General features: G+C 41.3%; 17 protein-coding genes. All 17 read left to right on the top strand.

The features are described from left to right. Positions 1–35 precede the first annotated feature (35 nt). The 17 genes from recG to rplS all read left to right on the top strand — a co-directional run bounded on the left by recG (position 36) and on the right by rplS (position 16,677). Positions 36–2,084, top strand: a complete 2,049-nt coding sequence (recG, locus tag H0185_RS12530) for an ATP-dependent DNA helicase RecG (protein WP_221873898.1) — start codon at positions 36–38, stop codon at positions 2,082–2,084. A 421-nt stretch (positions 2,085–2,505) separates the two neighbouring features. Continuing rightward, positions 2,506–3,069 (top strand): transcription factor FapR, encoded by a 564-nt coding sequence (fapR, locus tag H0185_RS12525; RefSeq protein WP_221873841.1) that lies wholly within the window; start codon positions 2,506–2,508, stop codon positions 3,067–3,069. An 18-nt stretch (positions 3,070–3,087) separates the two neighbouring features. Beyond that, the gene (gene plsX, locus H0185_RS12520) at positions 3,088–4,095 is read left to right on the top strand and encodes a phosphate acyltransferase PlsX (RefSeq protein WP_221873840.1); all 1,008 of its coding nucleotides are present in this window, start codon (positions 3,088–3,090) and stop codon (positions 4,093–4,095) included. A 12-nt stretch (positions 4,096–4,107) separates the two neighbouring features. Beyond that, the gene (fabD, locus tag H0185_RS12515; protein WP_221873839.1) at positions 4,108–5,046 is read left to right on the top strand and encodes an ACP S-malonyltransferase; all 939 of its coding nucleotides are present in this window, start codon (positions 4,108–4,110) and stop codon (positions 5,044–5,046) included. Between the two features lie 7 nt (positions 5,047–5,053). Beyond that, a complete protein-coding gene (gene fabG / locus H0185_RS12510) occupies positions 5,054–5,797 on the top strand; it encodes a 3-oxoacyl-[acyl-carrier-protein] reductase (protein WP_221873838.1) in 744 nt (247 codons plus the stop codon). Between the two features lie 187 nt (positions 5,798–5,984). After that, positions 5,985–6,218, top strand: coding sequence for an acyl carrier protein (acpP, locus tag H0185_RS12505; protein ID WP_221873837.1), 234 nt, complete (start codon positions 5,985–5,987; stop codon positions 6,216–6,218). 180 nt (positions 6,219–6,398) lie between these two features. Then, the gene (gene rnc, locus H0185_RS12500; RefSeq protein WP_221873836.1) at positions 6,399–7,178 is read left to right on the top strand and encodes a ribonuclease III; all 780 of its coding nucleotides are present in this window, start codon (positions 6,399–6,401) and stop codon (positions 7,176–7,178) included. Positions 7,179–7,198: 20 nt separating this feature from the next. Beyond that, positions 7,199–10,768: a chromosome segregation protein SMC gene (gene smc, locus H0185_RS12495; protein ID WP_221873835.1), complete on the top strand. Its 3,570-nt coding sequence runs from the start codon at positions 7,199–7,201 to the stop codon at positions 10,766–10,768. Positions 10,769–10,779: 11 nt separating this feature from the next. After that, positions 10,780–11,772: a signal recognition particle-docking protein FtsY gene (gene ftsY / locus H0185_RS12490; protein WP_221873834.1), complete on the top strand. Its 993-nt coding sequence runs from the start codon at positions 10,780–10,782 to the stop codon at positions 11,770–11,772. Between the two features lie 184 nt (positions 11,773–11,956). Next, positions 11,957–12,286, top strand: a complete 330-nt coding sequence (locus tag H0185_RS12485) for a putative DNA-binding protein (protein WP_221873833.1) — start codon at positions 11,957–11,959, stop codon at positions 12,284–12,286. A gap of 13 nt (positions 12,287–12,299) precedes the next feature. Further along, complete coding sequence (gene ffh / locus H0185_RS12480; protein ID WP_221873832.1) at positions 12,300–13,652, top strand: signal recognition particle protein; 1,353 nt, start codon at positions 12,300–12,302, stop codon at positions 13,650–13,652. Between the two features lie 224 nt (positions 13,653–13,876). After that, a complete protein-coding gene (rpsP, locus tag H0185_RS12475; RefSeq protein ID WP_221873831.1) occupies positions 13,877–14,149 on the top strand; it encodes a 30S ribosomal protein S16 in 273 nt (90 codons plus the stop codon). A gap of 2 nt (positions 14,150–14,151) precedes the next feature. After that, positions 14,152–14,382, top strand: coding sequence for a KH domain-containing protein (locus tag H0185_RS12470; protein WP_221873830.1), 231 nt, complete (start codon positions 14,152–14,154; stop codon positions 14,380–14,382). 164 nt (positions 14,383–14,546) lie between these two features. Further along, on the top strand, positions 14,547–14,939 hold the full coding sequence (locus H0185_RS12465; RefSeq protein WP_221873829.1) for a YlqD family protein: 393 nt from the start codon (positions 14,547–14,549) through the stop codon (positions 14,937–14,939). Between the two features lie 6 nt (positions 14,940–14,945). Beyond that, on the top strand, positions 14,946–15,464 hold the full coding sequence (rimM, locus tag H0185_RS12460) for a ribosome maturation factor RimM (RefSeq protein ID WP_221873897.1): 519 nt from the start codon (positions 14,946–14,948) through the stop codon (positions 15,462–15,464). Beyond that, positions 15,464–16,204, top strand: coding sequence for a tRNA (guanosine(37)-N1)-methyltransferase TrmD (trmD, locus tag H0185_RS12455; RefSeq protein WP_221873896.1), 741 nt, complete (start codon positions 15,464–15,466; stop codon positions 16,202–16,204). The genes rimM and trmD overlap by 1 nt, the downstream gene beginning before the upstream one ends. A gap of 128 nt (positions 16,205–16,332) precedes the next feature. After that, positions 16,333–16,677, top strand: a complete 345-nt coding sequence (rplS, locus tag H0185_RS12450; RefSeq protein ID WP_221873828.1) for a 50S ribosomal protein L19 — start codon at positions 16,333–16,335, stop codon at positions 16,675–16,677. Positions 16,678–16,810 lie beyond the last annotated feature (133 nt).

The following is a 16,810-nucleotide window of genomic DNA, read 5'->3' as shown; positions in this document are numbered from 1 at the left end:
CTGCACTTAGAAAAGTCGGTTGTCGCAAGAGTATCGTGAGTGATTTAGGAAACCAATCTGTAACATCTGTCAAGGGCATTGGCGCAGAGATGGGTGCTTTACTAGCGGAAATGAATATCCGAAGTATTAAAGATTTGCTAGAATATTTCCCTTACCGCTATGAAGACTACCGACTACGCGATTTAGCAGAGGTAAAACATGAAGAAAAGGTTACCGTAGAAGGAGTGGTTCATGGGGAGCCTTCCCTTATGTATCATGGACGAAAAAAATCACGCCTTACCGTGCGGTTGCTCGTGGATCGTTACTTAATTAAGGTGGTGTTTTTTAATCAGCCTTATTTGAAGCAAAAATTCAAAGTAAATGAAACGGTAACAGTAACGGGGAAATGGGACCAGCACCGCCAAACGATTACAGCAAATGAAATGACAGTAGGCGGCTATCAAAAAGAGAAAGAGTTTGAACCTGTCTACACGGTGAAGGGAAAAGTAACGGTAAAAGTCATCCGAAGACTCATACACAATGCATTTGTTCAATATGGCCATGAAATTGAAGAAAACCTTCCAGAGGAGTTCATCCATCGGTATAAACTGATGGATAGAGGCGAGGCCATGAAGATGATGCATTTTCCTTTAGGCGCTGAGGATGTGAAGCAAGCTAGAAGAAGGTTTGTTTACGAGGAATTCCTCCTATTTCAGTTGAAAATGCAGGCCTTAAGGAAGTTTGAACGTGAACAATCCCTAGGAATCACCTTAAACTATCAACTACCCAAAGTAAAAACGTTTATTGAACATCTCCCTTTTCCATTAACAAACGCGCAAAAAAGAGTAGTCAATGAGATTTTAGCAGATATGAAAACACCATATCGAATGAATCGTTTGCTTCAGGGAGATGTTGGCTCAGGGAAAACAGTAGTTGCGGGCATTGCGATGTATGCAGCAATCACAGCAGGATACCAAGGAGCTCTGATGGTTCCGACTGAGATTCTTGCAGAACAACATGTTGAGTCATTGACAGCTCTGCTTAGTCCTATAGGAGTTCAATGTCGACTGTTAACGAGCTCAGTCAAAGGAAAGCGCCGCCGAGAGATTTTGGCAGAAGTAAGCGAAGGCACGGTAGATATTCTTATCGGTACACATGCTTTGATACAGGATGAGGTAAGTTTTCAAAAGCTTGGGCTTGTCATAACAGATGAACAACATCGCTTTGGCGTGGAACAACGAAGGGTTCTTCGAGAAAAGGGCGAAAATCCGGATGTATTATTTATGACTGCGACGCCGATACCAAGAACACTTGCGATTACTGTTTTTGGTGAAATGGATGTGTCGGTTATAGACGAAATGCCAGCAGGTCGGAAAACAATTGAAACGTATTGGGCTAAACACGACATGCTTGATCGTGTTCTTGGTTTTATGGATAAAGAGTTGGCACAGGGAAGACAAGCATATGTAATTTGCCCATTGATTGAGGAGTCCGACAAAATAGATGTGCAAAATGCAATCGATGTTCATCATACCTTAAGTGTCTATTTTGGGAGCAGGTATAAGGTCGGTTTAATGCATGGAAGACTAAGTTCCGCTGAAAAGGATGCGGTTATGCAAGAATTTACTGCGAACGAGGCACAAGTGCTGGTGTCGACAACGGTGGTTGAAGTTGGTGTGAATGTTCCTAATGCTACCTTTATGTTGATCTATGACGCAGAGCGTTTTGGACTATCCCAACTCCATCAGCTTCGTGGGCGCGTGGGCAGAGGCAGCGAGCAAAGTTACTGCATATTGCTCGCAGATCCTAAAAATGAAGTTGGTAAGGAACGAATGAAAATTATGACCGAAACAAATGACGGCTTTGCTTTAAGCGAAAAAGACCTAGAGCTTCGGGGTCCAGGAGATTTCTTTGGCAAGAAGCAAAGTGGAATGCCGGAGTTTAAGGTGGCGGATATGGTTCATGACTATCGGGCTCTTGAGACTGCGAGAAATGATGCTGCTATCTTAGTCCAGTCTGATGCCTTTTGGCAGTCAGATAAATACATTAGCTTAAGAGAGTCCCTGAAAGACAGTGGTGTCTTATCTGGAGAAAAACTTGACTGATATAGAAATGAACCCGGCAGCGAGAGCGAAATAAGAGGAAAGTTTGCTTCATAAGGCGGGTGAAGCTGGAATCGATTAGGGGAGAGAAAGAACCCCGTTTCATGAGGCAGATGAAGTCGGAATCGTGTAGGAATAAGAGAGAAACCGGCTTCATAAGGTGGATGAAGCCGGAATCCAGTAGGAAAAAAGAGAGAAACCCGCTTCATAAGGTGGATGAAGCTGGAATCGAGCAGGAAAAGAGAGTGGAACCAGCTTCATAAGCATGCGCGTCAGGTATGAATGGAAAGACCACCTTCTTACCTGACGCGTCTTATGCTTGTCGTCCCTGAACATGCCCTTCCACATTTCTACTTGCAATTTGTGCTTCTTTTATTTATATTACTATTAGGACCTAGTCATAATACTGCGGATGTGATGATTGATGAGACGAAATAAACGGGAACGGCAGCAACTACTTGTTGAGACAATTGAGGAGAATCCGTTCATTACCGATGAAGAACTGGCTGAACGCTTTTCGGTCAGTATTCAAACCATTAGGCTCGACAGACTAGAACTATCGATTCCTGAGTTACGAGAAAGAATAAAGCATGTTGCGGAAAAGCGTTTTGAAGATGAAGTTCGCTCATTGCCTCTTGAAGAGGTTATTGGTGAAATAATCGATATAGAATTGGATCGAAATGCGATTTCTATTTTAGATATAAAACAAGAGCATGTATTCGTAAGAAACAAGATTGCTCGTGGGCACCATCTATTTGCGCAGGCGAATTCCCTTGCGGTCGCTGTCATTAATGATGAGTTAGCTTTAACTGCAAAAGCGAATATTCAGTTCACCCGTTCAGTGATGGAAGGGGAAAGGGTTATTGCTAAAGCAAGGGTACTAAATATTGATGAACAAACAGGTAGAACCTTGGTTGAGGTAAAGAGTTACGTGAATAACGAACTTGTTTTTAACGGGGAATTTAAAATGTACCGTTCGCAAAAATAATACTAAAGGATGAAACATATGAGACTAGCAATTGATGCAATGGGTGGCGACAATGCACCGAAACAAATCGTCCTTGGAGCTATGAAGGCTGTAGAAGCCTATAAAGATATACATATTGTTCTTGTTGGTGATGAAAGCAAAATTCGCGAACATCTCACTAGCGAGGAGAGAATCGAAATTATCCATACGGAAGAAGTTATTCTTGGTACAGATGAGCCAGTTCGGGCGGTCCGCCGTAAGAAGGATGCTTCGATGGTATTAGCAGCAAAGCAAGTTACAGACGGGAAAGCAGATGCTTGCCTTTCTGCCGGGAATACGGGTGCTTTAATGGCTGCGGGACTGTTCATCGTCGGCCGGATTGAAGGGATTGAACGTCCTGCCCTTGCCCCAACTCTACCAACAATTGGAGGCGAAGGCTTTCTCTTATTGGATGTAGGAGCGAATGCGGATGCCAAACCAGAACATTTATTGCAATACGCACTCATGGGCTCTATATATAGTGAAAAAGCAAGAGGATTAAAGAGTCCTCGGGTTGGCTTGTTGAATATCGGAACTGAAGAGAAAAAGGGAAATGAACTTACTAAAAACACTTTTTCACTTTTAAAGAATGCCGATATTAATTTTATAGGGAATGTCGAGGCACGGGATTTGCTCGACGGAGCCGCTGATGTAGTGGTGACCGATGGCTTTACAGGGAACATGGTGTTGAAAACCATTGAAGGTACGGCGATGTCCGTTTTTAAAATGCTAAAGCAAACGCTGATGTCGAGTGTAAAAACAAAGCTTGCAGCAGCCGTACTTAAGCCCGATTTAGCGACAATTAAAGGGAAAATGGATTATACCGAGTACGGTGGTGCAGGTTTGTTTGGACTTAAGGCTCCTGTTATTAAGGCGCATGGTTCATCAGATGCCAATGCCATCTACAATTCAATTCGCCAAGCGAGAGAAATGGTGGCTAATGATGTCGCTGGCACAATCAAAAAAGCAATTGAACAGCATGATTCACAAACCCAGAAAAAAGACTAGAGGGGGATGAATATGGGGAAGATTGCATTTCTATTTCCGGGACAAGGTTCACAACAAGTTGGAATGGGAAGAGAACTAGCAGAAGTTAGTGATCAGGTTAAGGGGTATTTTGATAAAGCAGATCAAGTATTAGAAGAGAGCTTAAGTGCAACGATATTTGAGGGCCCGCAAGATAAATTGACTTTAACGGTTAATGCACAGCCTGCTCTGCTTACAACCAGCATCGCGATTCTCGATTATTTTAAGAAATCAGGAATTGAAGCTGATTTTGTTGCTGGTCATAGTTTAGGAGAGTATTCGGCGCTTGTTGCAGCTGGGGCACTCCAATTTGAAGATGGGGTGTACGCAGTCCGTAAGCGTGGCGAGTTGATGGAAAAGGCAGTACCAAATGGAGAAGGCACTATGGCTGCTGTGCTAGGTTTGGATCGGGACTCCTTAACGGCTGTTTGTGAAGATGTAACAGCGGCTGGAAATTCAGTTCAGTTGGCAAATTTAAATTGTCCAGGTCAAATTGTCATCTCTGGCTCCAGAAAAGGAGTGGAAGAGGCGTCCATTAAGGCGAAGGAAGCAGGTGCAAAGCGCGTTCTTCCATTGAATGTTAGTGGACCTTTCCATTCGGCGCTGATGAAACCAGCAGCAGTTGAGTTTAAGGACATTCTAAACAGTATTCAAATCAATTCTGCCCAAATCCCAGTCATTGCGAATGTAACAGCGGAGCCGATGCAAGAGGCTGAGGAAATCAAAGAAAAGTTAATTGAGCAGCTTTATTCACCGGTTTTATGGGAAGATACAGTTGGCAAAATGATTGAACTAGGGGTCGATACTTTTATTGAAATCGGTCCAGGTAAGGTTTTAGCTGGATTAGTCAGAAAAGTTGATCGTTCTGTTAAAACTCTTGCTGTTTATGATGTAGAAAGCTGTGAGGCAGCAATTTCCGCCTTGAAGGAGTGAAAGTAGCATGAAATTAGAAGGAAAAGTAGCACTTGTTACGGGGGCATCTCGTGGCATCGGCAGAGAAATTGCTCTGGAATTGGCGAGAGAAGGTGCAAATGTCGCCATTAATTATTCTGGAAGTGAGGCAAAAGCCCTTGAGGTTGCAGCAGAAATTCGTACAATGGGCAGAGAGGCAATCACCATTCAGGCTGATGTTTCTAGTTCGGAATCTGTTGATTCCATGGTTAAACAAACGATTGAAGCTTTTGGTAAACTAGATATTCTTGTGAATAACGCTGGGATTACCAAAGATAACTTATTGATGAGGATGAAGGAAGCGGATTGGGACGATGTGATTAACATTAACCTAAAAGGTGTATTCCTTTGTACCAAGGCGGTAACGAGGCAGATGATGAAACAGCGCAGTGGTCGAATCATTAATATTTCTTCGATTGTTGGTGTGAGTGGAAATGCTGGGCAAGCTAATTATGTTGCGGCAAAATCTGGTGTCATTGGGTTGACAAAGACCACGGCCAAAGAACTTGCGACAAGAGGCATTACAGTGAATGCTGTCGCACCAGGATTTATTACCACTGACATGACGGACAAACTTAATGATGAAACAAAGAATGAAATGTTAAAGCAAATTCCGTTGGCTCGTTTAGGAGAACCAACTGATATTGCGAAAACAGTATTATTCCTTGCTTCTGATGATAGTCGCTATATGACAGGGCAAACCCTCCATGTAGACGGCGGCATGGTGATGTAAAGGGGAGTATGGGTTAAAACTGCGATCGTGACTTTTCGTACGTTGGAACGGAAGGCACGCCCGCGAACTGCTCGTGCCTGGAGTGGGAAATCAACAGCTACCTATAAACAGAGTAGTTTTTTGAAACGATATACCCTTTATTTATCATATGCTATCATCTATAATGACTTGAGGGGAGGTGACAAGCATGGCAGAAGTTTTAGAACGCGTAACAAAGATTATTGTGGATCGTTTAGGTGTAGATGAAGCGCAAGTTTCACTAGAAGCATCTTTTAAAGACGACCTTGGTGCTGATTCTCTTGATGTTGTTGAACTAGTAATGGAGCTTGAAGACGAGTTCGACATGGAAATCTCTGATGATGATGCTGAGAAAATCGCTACAGTTGGTGACGCTGTAAATTACATAAATAGCAAAAAGTAAACTGTTGGATTTGCTCTAAAGCTCCGTTTATTAACGGGGCTTTCTTCTGTATATTAGACACCCTTTATTCGGCTTCTATGTTTATTTTTCAGGAAAAATTCAAGGTTTTTTTGCCTTTAATGGGTTCTTTTTTGTAAACTAGAACTAGTGTGTAAATTTTGAGCAAGGTGGAATTTGAAAATGCGCCATACCGGTAGAGAAAAGGATAAAAAATATTTTCGGGTTAAGGATCAAAAATTTAAAGAATTTCAAGCAAGAATTGGAATTCAGTTCCAAAACGAAAAGCTTTTAAAGCAAGCGTTCACCCATTCATCTTATGTGAATGAGCATCGCAGAAAGCCCTATGAGGATAACGAAAGGCTAGAGTTTCTTGGAGACGCAGTTCTCGAATTGACTGTTTCACAGTTTTTGTATAAAAAATATCCAATGATGAGCGAGGGAGAGTTAACCAAGCTAAGAGCGGCTGTCGTTTGTGAACCTTCTCTAGTGGAATTCGCCAATCAGCTCAATTTTGGTGAAGTGGTTCTTCTTGGAAAAGGGGAGGAAATGACCGGTGGACGTACACGGCCGGCACTTTTAGCTGATGTATTCGAAGCTTTCATTGGGGCTTTGTATCTTGACAAGGAAATTGAAACAGTCACTACTTTTTTAGAGAAAGTGGTATTTCCGAAAATTGATGCAGGTGCTTTTTCTCATGTGATGGATTTTAAAAGTCAGCTCCAGGAACTCGTTCAGCGGGATGCTGCAGGAACAATTGAGTACAAGATTTTATCGGAAACAGGTCCAGCGCATAATCGTGAGTTTGAATCTCTAGTGTCTCTTAACGGGGAAGATCTCGGAACAGGCAAAGGCCGATCCAAAAAAGAAGCAGAACAGCACGCAGCCCAAATGGCTCTTGGAAAACTAAAAGCACATATGGAAGCGATCTCGAAGCAAAATGACATCATGAGTAAAGAATAACCGAAAGGGAGAGCTAGGTAGTGTTTCTAAAACGTTTAGATGTGGTGGGCTTCAAGTCCTTTGCAGAGCGAATTGGTGTTGAATTCGTTCCCGGAGTGACTGCCGTTGTAGGTCCAAACGGTAGTGGGAAAAGCAATATAACAGACGCCATTCGTTGGGTACTGGGAGAACAATCAGCAAAATCACTGCGTGGTGCAAAGATGGAGGATATTATTTTTGCTGGCAGTGATACAAGAAAGGCCTTAAACTTCGCTGAAGTTACACTCACCCTAGACAATGAAGACCAGTCTTTACCAATTGACTATAGTGAGGTCAGTGTCACAAGACGGGTTTACCGCTCAGGTGAAAGTGAATTTTTAATCAATAAACAAAATTGTAGGCTTAAGGATATTGTTGATTTATTTATGGATTCAGGTCTTGGGAGAGAAGCATTTTCCATTATTTCTCAAGGGAAGGTCGAGGAGATACTGAACAGCAAGCCGGAAGATCGGAGAACCATCTTCGAGGAAGCTGCAGGTGTCTTAAAATACAAAACAAGAAAGAAAAAAGCGGAAGCGAAGCTATTTGAAACACAGGAAAACCTGAACCGTGTTGCAGACATTCTCTATGAATTAGAGGGGCAGGTTGAACCATTAAAAATCCAAGCTTCATTGGCACGAGATTTTCTTGAGAAAAAAGAAGAATTGGAAAAAATTGAAGTGGCTTTAACCGCATTTGAAGTTGAAGAACTTCATGGAAGATGGGAAAAACTCACAAACGAGTTAGAGCTCCACAAGGAAAGTGAAATTAAAATGTCAGCAACCCTTCAAAAGAAGGAAGCTGACATCGAAATGCTACGAGATGAATTAACCGCTTTGGATGAATCAATCAGTAGCTTACAAAATGTCCTGCTCCATGCAAGTGAAGAGTTAGAAAAGTTGGAAGGCCGTAAGGAAGTTTTGAAGGAACGGAAAAAGAATGCGGCCCAAAACCAAGGTCAACTCAAAAAAACAATCTCGGAACTCACGGAAAAGATTGCACTGCTCCAAGAAACAAGGTTGACACAAGAACAAGCTGTGGCTCATTTAAGCGATGAGGCAGCGGAACTTCAAAGCGGATTAAATGAACGTCAGCAGCAGCTAAAGCTATACAATGAGGACATCGAGGGCAAAATTGAATCGTTAAAAAGCGATTATATTGAAATGTTAAACCAACAGGCTAGCGCAAAAAATGAGCTGAACTATATCGGTCAGCAACTTTCTCAGCAAGAAGCAAGAAGTACGAAGGTGCATGGAGAAAATGACCGTTTTCTCCAACTGCGATTAGAAATCAATCAAAAAAAGGCTTCAACACAGGAACAACTGGAAAATATTAAACAAACCCTTGAAACTGAGGTCCAGCAATATTTACAAGCACAGCATAAGCTAGAAGCTCTAAAAAATAATGTTGAGAAGCAAGAAAAAACACTCTACCAGGCCTACCAATATGTGCAACAAGCAAAGTCCAAAAAAGAAATGCTTGAGGACATGGAAGAGGAGTATACCGGGTTCTTTCAGGGAGTGAAAGAAGTCTTAAAAGCTCGGGGTACTAAGTTACAGGGAATTGAAGGTGCTGTTGCCGAACTTATTAAGGTACCTAAAGCCTATGAGATGGCAATGGAGACTGCCTTGGGGGCTGCGATGCAGCATATTGTTGTGTCTAATGAAGAAAATGGACGAGCAGCGATTCATTACTTGAAAAAAAACTCCTATGGGCGCGCTACCTTCTTGCCACTTAGTGTCATTAAAGGAAAAAACATAGGTACCCAATTATTAAAGTCGATAGAAGGACATAGTTCGTATGTCGGAACAGCAGTTAGCTTACTAGATTTTGATGAAAAATATAAAGAAATCATTTTTAATCTTCTAGGTAATGTGGTTATTGCCAAGGATTTAAAGGGTGCAAATGAATTAGCACGAAGTCTTCAATATCGAAGCAGAATTGTCACACTTGATGGAGACGTAGTAAACCCCGGAGGATCAATGTCTGGAGGGGCAGCCAAAAAGAATGCATCCTCTCTTCTGAGTCGTAAAGGAGAATTAGAGGAGTTAAAGGGAAAGCTTGTCGAAATGGAAGAGAAAACTAGACAGCTTGAGTCCCGTTTCAAATCAATGAAGGCAGAGCTCTTGTCAGAAACAGAAATTCTTGAGGAACTACGGAAGCGAGGAGAAAAGCTTCGTCTAAATGAACAATCTGTAAAAGGAGAGCTTCGTGAAATTGAGATTGAAGAAAGAAATATTAATGACCGACTTGCCGTTTATGATTCAGAGCAAACTCAATTTGAGGAAGAACGAGTAAGACTCACCAACAGGGAAGCCGAGCTATTAAAGCAAAATGACCAACTCAAAGTGGATTTAGAGAAGTTAGACCTAGAGATTGCGAATTTAACGAATAGAAAAAATATGAATCTGACATCTAGGGAAACGCTTGTTACAGAGATAGGTGAATTAAAGGTCGCATTTGCTGCTAAAAGGGAACAGCTACAATTTGCGAAGGAAAGACTAGAAAGTACTGTGAAGGACATTCACGATCAATCCAGTCGCTTAGTTGCTGCAGAAGAGGATTTGGCTCTTCTTTCCTCGGAGATGAATAATAGCTCCTCAGGTGAAAATCAGCTAGAAGAAGCCTCGCAGAAAAAGCTTGAAGATAAAAATGCCACTCTGGAGCTTATTTCTTCACGACGCGAGGAACGTTTGAAAAGACAAGCACAACTTGAGGATCTTGAGCTTGAAACAAAGGAATTAAAACGTCAGCATAAAGGTATAAATGAGGTAGTAAAAGATGAAGAGATTAAGCTTAATCGATTGGATGTCGAATTAGATACACGATTAGCTCATCTTCGTGAGGAATATCTTTTATCCTTTGAAGCTGCAAAAGGACAGTATCCTTTACAGATTCCTGCTGAGGAAGCACGTAGAAAGGTAAAATTAATCAAGTTAGCAATTGAGGAACTTGGAACTGTGAACCTTGGCGCGATTGATGAGTACGATCGGATTTCAGAGCGCTATGAGTTTTTGAATGAACAGCGAAGTGACCTACAGGAAGCCAAGGATACATTGTTCCAGGTAATTGATGAAATGGATATAGAGATGAAGAAGCGCTTTGAAGAGACCTTTGTTGCAATTCGTTCCCATTTCGAGCCAACGTTCCAAGCCCTTTTTGGCGGTGGACGCGCAGATATTAGACTTACACACCCAGACGATTTGTTAGCTACAGGTGTAGACATTGTTGCCCAACCACCAGGGAAAAAATTGCAAAATCTTGGATTGCTATCAGGAGGAGAACGTTCCCTAACAGCCATAGCCTTGCTGTTCTCTATCCTTAAGGTTCGTCCAGTTCCATTCTGTATTCTGGATGAGGTCGAGGCGGCTTTGGATGAAGCAAATGTCTTTCGTTTTAGTCAGTATCTAAAACAATATAGCTCTGAGACTCAATTCATTGTCATTACGCACCGTAAAGGCACGATGGAAGAGGCGGATGTTCTCTACGGAGTGACGATGCAGGAATCAGGAGTATCTAAGCTTGTTTCTGTGAAACTTGAGGAAACAAATAATCTGGTTAAATTGCAATAGGAGGAAAAACGGTGAGCTTTTTTAAAAAATTAAAAGAAAAAATTACAAAGCAGACCGAAACCGTTAGTGAAAAATTTAAAGATGGTTTGACGAAAACAAGAGATAATTTCTCGGGTAAGGTCAACGATTTAGTTGCACGCTATCGCAAGGTGGACGAGGATTTTTTTGAGGAGCTTGAAGAAATTCTTATCGGTGCTGATGTTGGCTTTGAAACAGTTATGGAATTGATTGACGAATTAAAATTAGAAGTTAAGCGCAAAAACATCAAAGATCCAGCTGAGGTCCAATCCGTCATTTCGGAGAAGTTGGTCGAGATTTATGAGAAGGCTGGAAAAGAAGAACAAAGTGGGTTAAATATCCAATCTGATGGTCTTACTGTCATCCTATTTGTCGGCGTCAATGGAGTAGGAAAAACAACGACGATTGGAAAGCTTGCTCATAAATTTAAAACAGAGGGAAAAAGTGTGTTGCTCGCAGCTGGAGATACGTTCCGAGCTGGTGCAATTGATCAGTTAGAGGTTTGGGGCGAGAGAGTCGGTGTCGATGTTATCAAGCAAGGAGAAGGCTCAGACCCAGCTGCTGTCATGTATGATGCAGTAAAGGCGGCAAAATCTCGAGGAGTCGATATTTTATTATGCGACACAGCTGGGAGATTGCAAAACAAAGTAAACTTGATGAAAGAGCTGGAAAAGGTAAAACGCGTCATAGAACGTGAAATTCCGGGAGCTCCGCATGAAGTATTGCTTGTACTTGATGCTACAACAGGACAAAACGCACTTATCCAGACAAAAACCTTTAAAGAAGCAACAGATGTTAGCGGCATTGTTCTAACAAAACTAGACGGAACAGCAAAAGGTGGTATCGTCCTAGCTATCCGAAATGAACTAAATGTCCCGGTGAAATTTGTCGGGCTTGGAGAAAAAATGGATGATCTTCAAGAGTTTGATTCAGAGAAATATGTTTACGGACTATTTGCAGACTTAGTAGAAAAAGAAGAAATCTAATAAAGGGTATTCTTAATCAGAAATGATTATTTATAGACCGTTAAACGAAACGGAACTCAACATCCCTATATAAAAGAAGGTCATTGTTTGCTTTCATGGCCTTCTCATATTGACATGAAGAGTCTTACTGTGTACACTATTCCTATGTAAAGGCTTTTCACTTAACACCTTGGGGGGATTGAAAATGCTTGAAAAAACAACCCGAATGAATTATCTTTACGACTTTTATCAAGCCTTATTAACTCCCAAACAGCAAAGCTATATGTCCCTCTACTATCTAGATGATTACTCTCTTGGTGAAATTGCAGAGGAATATAATGTCAGCCGCCAGGCGGTCTATGACAATATTAAAAGAACGGAAGCAATGCTTGAAGAGTATGAAGAAAAGTTACTGCTCTTTGAAAAATTTCAGGAGCGGAAAGTTTTGATTACAAGAATGAAAGAATGCTTGAATGAAAAACCAGAACTTCAAACTCTTTCTGATTATGTTGCAGCGATTGAGAAATTAGATTAGGAGGCGGCACAAAATGGCATTTGAAGGATTAGCCGACCGACTGCAAAATACGATGCAAAAAATCCGTGGAAAAGGCAAGGTTTCCGAAGCGGATGTCAAAGAAATGATGCGTGAGGTCCGTCTTGCTTTACTTGAGGCAGACGTTAACTTTAAGGTAGTAAAGGACTTTATCAAAAAGGTAAGTGAACGTTCAGTTGGTCAGGAGGTCATGAAAAGCCTAACTCCAGGTCAACAAGTCATTAAGGTCGTTAAAGAAGAATTAACAGAATTAATGGGTGGAGAAGAAAGTAAAATAGCGGTTGCGAATCGTCCGCCAACAGTCATTATGATGGTAGGTCTTCAAGGTGCTGGTAAAACAACCACGACTGGGAAGCTTGCCAACCTTTTACGCAAAAAGTATAATCGCAAACCAATGCTTGTAGCCGCTGATGTTTATCGTCCTGCGGCGATTAAACAGCTTGAGACACTTGGCAAGCAATTGGATATGCCTGTTTTCTCACTTGGTGATCAAGTGAGTCCAGTTGAAATTGCCCGTCAGGCGATTGAAAAGGCAAAGGAAGACCATAATGATTATGTCATTATTGATACGGCAGGTCGTTTGCATATTGATGAAAAGCTGATGGACGAGCTTAAAGAAATCAAAGAATTGTCTAACCCTAATGAGATTTTCCTTGTAGTTGATGCAATGACTGGTCAAGACGCTGTGAACGTCGCTCAAAGCTTTAATGAGCTTCTTGGTTTAACTGGAGTTGTTCTTACCAAGCTTGATGGCGATACTCGTGGTGGGGCAGCCTTATCAATTCGGGCAGTCTCAAAAACACCAATTAAGTTTGTTGGTCTCGGAGAAAAACTAGATGCGCTTGAAACCTTTCACCCAGAACGTATGGCATCCCGAATTCTTGGAATGGGCGATGTCTTAACGTTGATTGAAAAGGCTCAAGCAAATGTTGATGAAGAAAAAGCTAAAGAACTAGAGAAAAAAATGCGTACAGCATCCTTCACATTGGATGATTTTCTTGAGCAGCTAGGACAGGTCCGCAATATGGGCCCACTAGATGAATTGCTAAAAATGATGCCTGGGGCTAATAAGATTAAGGGCTTGGACAATCTACAGGTCGATGAGAAGCAAATCTCGCATGTAGAGGCGATCATTCAATCGATGACGAAGGAAGAAAAAGAGCATCCAGAAATCATTAATGCTAGCAGACGTAAACGGATTGCCAAAGGGAGTGGGCGAACTGTTCCAGAGGTAAACCGGTTGCTGAAGCAATTTGAAGATATGAAAAAAATGATGAAGCAAATGACTGGAATGCAACAAAAAGGGAAGAAAAAGGGTGGTTTTAAGCTCCCTTTTAAGCCGTTCTAATCTGCCAATTTTTGGTGTCTAGCTTCATCGCCTAGCCCCTCGGGTCATAAGCCAATCCGTCAAAAAGGTTAAAGAACAACCTTCTCGCCGGCTCGTCTTATGCCTGTCGGGGCTGTACAAGGCGATTCCGCTTTTCAATCTGTAAAGAAAAAAACCTTTACAACTAAAAAACAATTTGTTATCATTCTATCTTGTGTGAAACTATTCGGAGGTGCTTATTTAAAATGGCAGTAAAAATTCGTTTAAAGCGTATGGGAGCAAAAAAATCTCCTTTCTATCGTATTGTTGTAGCAGATTCTCGTTCACCACGTGATGGACGTTTCATTGAAACAGTTGGAACTTATAATCCAGTTGCTCAGCCAGCTATCGTTGATATCAACGAAGAGCTTGTACTTAAATGGCTACAAGATGGAGCAAAACCATCTGACACAGTTCGTAACTTGTTCTCAAACCAAGGCATCATGGAAAAATTCCATAATGCTAAATTAAGCAAGTAATTATGAAAGACTTAATTGAAACAATCGTAAAGCCTCTAGTTGATTTTCCTGAAGACGTTCTTGTGAACGTGGAGGAAGAAGAAAATCGTATCACCTATAAGCTATCCGTTAATAAAACGGATATGGGAAAAGTGATTGGAAAACAGGGGCGAGTTGCTAAGGCCATTCGAACGGTCGTCTATGCAGCAGGATCATCACAACAAAAGAAGATCTTTTTAGAGATTGTTGAATAAGTAAGTAGGAGGGGCTTGATTAAAGGATCATAAGAGATCTTTTGGTCGGCCTCTTCTTTTTGATATACATACTTCTCAGTCATGCTAATTTCTCTTTAACACCTTAATTCATATATAATGAAAATAAATTATTAAATAGATAAAGGCGGAGAGGGTGGAGCGCTGTGAAGCTTATCCAGACGGTTGTCGTTAAACAGGTTTTAACTGAGACAGGTAAGGACAAACTCCTTACTAACTATGAAACAAAGAAATTCCAGTTGCAAAAAGAAAGCGACCAGTTGAAATTCGAAATGAAAAAACAGGAAAAAATGAAAAAGTTCCCCCCAGAGTTGCTAAAAAAGCAATTTGAAAAAGAAATTATGGTCCGTAATGAAAAAATAAAACTCCTTGATTTTCATATCGAGCAATTACATATTCTACCGATAGGAAGCGAATTAAAAGAATCAGAGCACGAGGCCCTTGTCGACGTGAATGTTGGGGACAGTTGGGATGATTTTATTGTTGAAAAGACGATTGTGGTGAAAGACGGAATCGTGGTTGAAATACGCGAGAGGTGATGGATGATGGAAAAATGGTTTAATGTCGGAAAAATTGTTAATACACATGGAATACGTGGGGAAGTAAGGGTGATTTCACGGACGGATTTTCCCGAAGAAAGATATAAAGTAGGAAATCATCTTTTTCTCTTTAAGCCTGGTTCAAAAGAACCGTTAGAGTTGGTTGTGAAGAGTCATCGAACTCATAAAAATTTTGATTTACTTACTTTTGAAGGTTACGACAATGTTAATCAAGTGGAAGTCTTAAGGGGTGCAATTCTTAAGGTGCCAGCAAGTCAAAGAGGGGACCTGCAAGAAGGAGAATATTATTTCCAAGATATTATTGGATGCCTCGTTGCCACGATTCATGGAGAGGAAATTGGCAAGGTTGTTGAAATTCTTACGCCAGGCGCCAATGATGTTTGGGTCGTAAAAGGTGGGAAAGGAAAGGAAATTTTAATTCCTTATATTGAAGATGTAGTTAAAAAAGTAGACATTAAGGATAAAATTATTTTAATTGAGCCAATGGAAGGTCTCTTGTCATGATGAAAATTGATGTTCTCTCTATCTTTCCAGAAATGTTTACCGGAGTTCTCGGGCACTCTATTTTGAATAAAGCAGCTGAAAAAGAGGCTGTCAGGTATCAGGTTGTTAATTTCCGTGATTATGCGGATAATCGACATCAGACAGTGGACGACTATCCTTACGGAGGTGGAGCCGGTATGGTATTAAAGCCACAGCCCATCTTCGATGCTGTCGAGGACTTGATTCAAAAGGCAGAGGCTAAACAACCTAGAGTGGTCTTGATGTGCCCTCAAGGCGAACGGTATACACAGAAGAAGGCGGAGGAGCTCTCAAAGGAAGAGCATCTTATTTTTATTTGCGGTCATTATGAAGGGTATGATGAGCGGATACGTGAGCACGTAATCACCGATGAGATATCGATTGGAGACTATGTACTGACCGGAGGGGAGCTAGGTGCGATGGTTGTCATTGATAGCGTTGTCCGCCTTCTCCCTGGCGTGCTAGGAAGTGAGGAATCTCATATCCAGGACTCGTTTAGTACAGGCTTATTAGAGCACCCCCACTATACTAGGCCAGCAGACTTTCGTGGTATGAAGGTGCCTGATGTTCTCACTTCTGGGAATCATCGCTTAATTGAGCAATGGAGAAAAAAAGAATCCTTGCGAAGAACACATCTACGACGTCCCGATTTGCTAGAGGATATAGAACTTCCATCTGAAATGCAAAAATTACTAGATGAAATTAAAAATCAATCTGAATAAACCATTGCAGTGGGCGATTCAATATGTTATGATATCTCTTGTGACTTGAGCGAAAGAGCAAGTCTTTATAACGATGTTCCGCTGTACCAAGAGTTGTATAAGAGCATCTGTGGGAGGAGTTGAAAACGATGCAAAATCTAATTGCAGAAATTACAAAAGAACAACTTCGTTCTGATCTACCTTCATTCCGTCCTGGTGACACTGTACGTGTACACGTTAAGGTTGTTGAGGGAACTCGTGAGCGTATTCAGATTTTTGAAGGTGTTGTAATTAAGCGTCGTGGTGGTGGAATCAGCGAAACTTTTACAGTTCGTAAGATTTCTTACGGTGTAGGCGTTGAGCGTACATTCCCTGTACACACACCAAAAATTGCGAAGCTAGAAGTAATCCGTCGCGGTAAAGTACGCCGTGCGAAACTTTACTACCTACGTGAACTACGTGGTAAAAAAGCTCGTATTAAAGAGATTCGATAAGAACATTAGTAAGATTCAAAAAAGAGCTTGTCTGACAAGCTCTTTTTTCATAGATATAAATGGATAGTAACCTTTACGAAAGAATACTACTAATGATAAGAAAACCTGGATTGCATCTGAAATCAACATTTTC

This window comes from Mesobacillus maritimus (assembly GCF_019749255.1).
In the GTDB taxonomy this organism is placed as follows: Bacteria; Bacillota; Bacilli; order Bacillales; family Cytobacillaceae; genus Mesobacillus_B; species Mesobacillus_B maritimus_A.
Note: the sequence above shows the minus strand (reverse complement) of the source record. Positions and strands in the feature narration are given on the sequence as shown.

What these genes read in the sequence shown, in the direction of transcription:
- plsX (WP_221873840.1), top strand. Translation starts at nt 3,088, where the DNA reads ATGAGACTAGCAATTGATGCAATGGGTGGCGACAATGCACCGAAACAA.
- rnc (WP_221873836.1), top strand. Translation starts at nt 6,399, where the DNA reads ATGCGCCATACCGGTAGAGAAAAGGATAAAAAATATTTTCGGGTTAAG.
- fabD (WP_221873839.1), top strand. Translation starts at nt 4,108, where the DNA reads ATGGGGAAGATTGCATTTCTATTTCCGGGACAAGGTTCACAACAAGTT.
- H0185_RS12485 (WP_221873833.1), top strand. Translation starts at nt 11,957, where the DNA reads ATGCTTGAAAAAACAACCCGAATGAATTATCTTTACGACTTTTATCAA.
- rplS (WP_221873828.1), top strand. Translation starts at nt 16,333, where the DNA reads ATGCAAAATCTAATTGCAGAAATTACAAAAGAACAACTTCGTTCTGAT.
- rpsP (WP_221873831.1), top strand. Translation starts at nt 13,877, where the DNA reads ATGGCAGTAAAAATTCGTTTAAAGCGTATGGGAGCAAAAAAATCTCCT.
- fabG (WP_221873838.1), top strand. Translation starts at nt 5,054, where the DNA reads ATGAAATTAGAAGGAAAAGTAGCACTTGTTACGGGGGCATCTCGTGGC.
- trmD (WP_221873896.1), top strand. Translation starts at nt 15,464, where the DNA reads ATGAAAATTGATGTTCTCTCTATCTTTCCAGAAATGTTTACCGGAGTT.
- rimM (WP_221873897.1), top strand. Translation starts at nt 14,946, where the DNA reads ATGGAAAAATGGTTTAATGTCGGAAAAATTGTTAATACACATGGAATA.
- ffh (WP_221873832.1), top strand. Translation starts at nt 12,300, where the DNA reads ATGGCATTTGAAGGATTAGCCGACCGACTGCAAAATACGATGCAAAAA.
- acpP (WP_221873837.1), top strand. Translation starts at nt 5,985, where the DNA reads ATGGCAGAAGTTTTAGAACGCGTAACAAAGATTATTGTGGATCGTTTA.
- fapR (WP_221873841.1), top strand. Translation starts at nt 2,506, where the DNA reads ATGAGACGAAATAAACGGGAACGGCAGCAACTACTTGTTGAGACAATT.
- H0185_RS12470 (WP_221873830.1), top strand. Translation starts at nt 14,152, where the DNA reads ATGAAAGACTTAATTGAAACAATCGTAAAGCCTCTAGTTGATTTTCCT.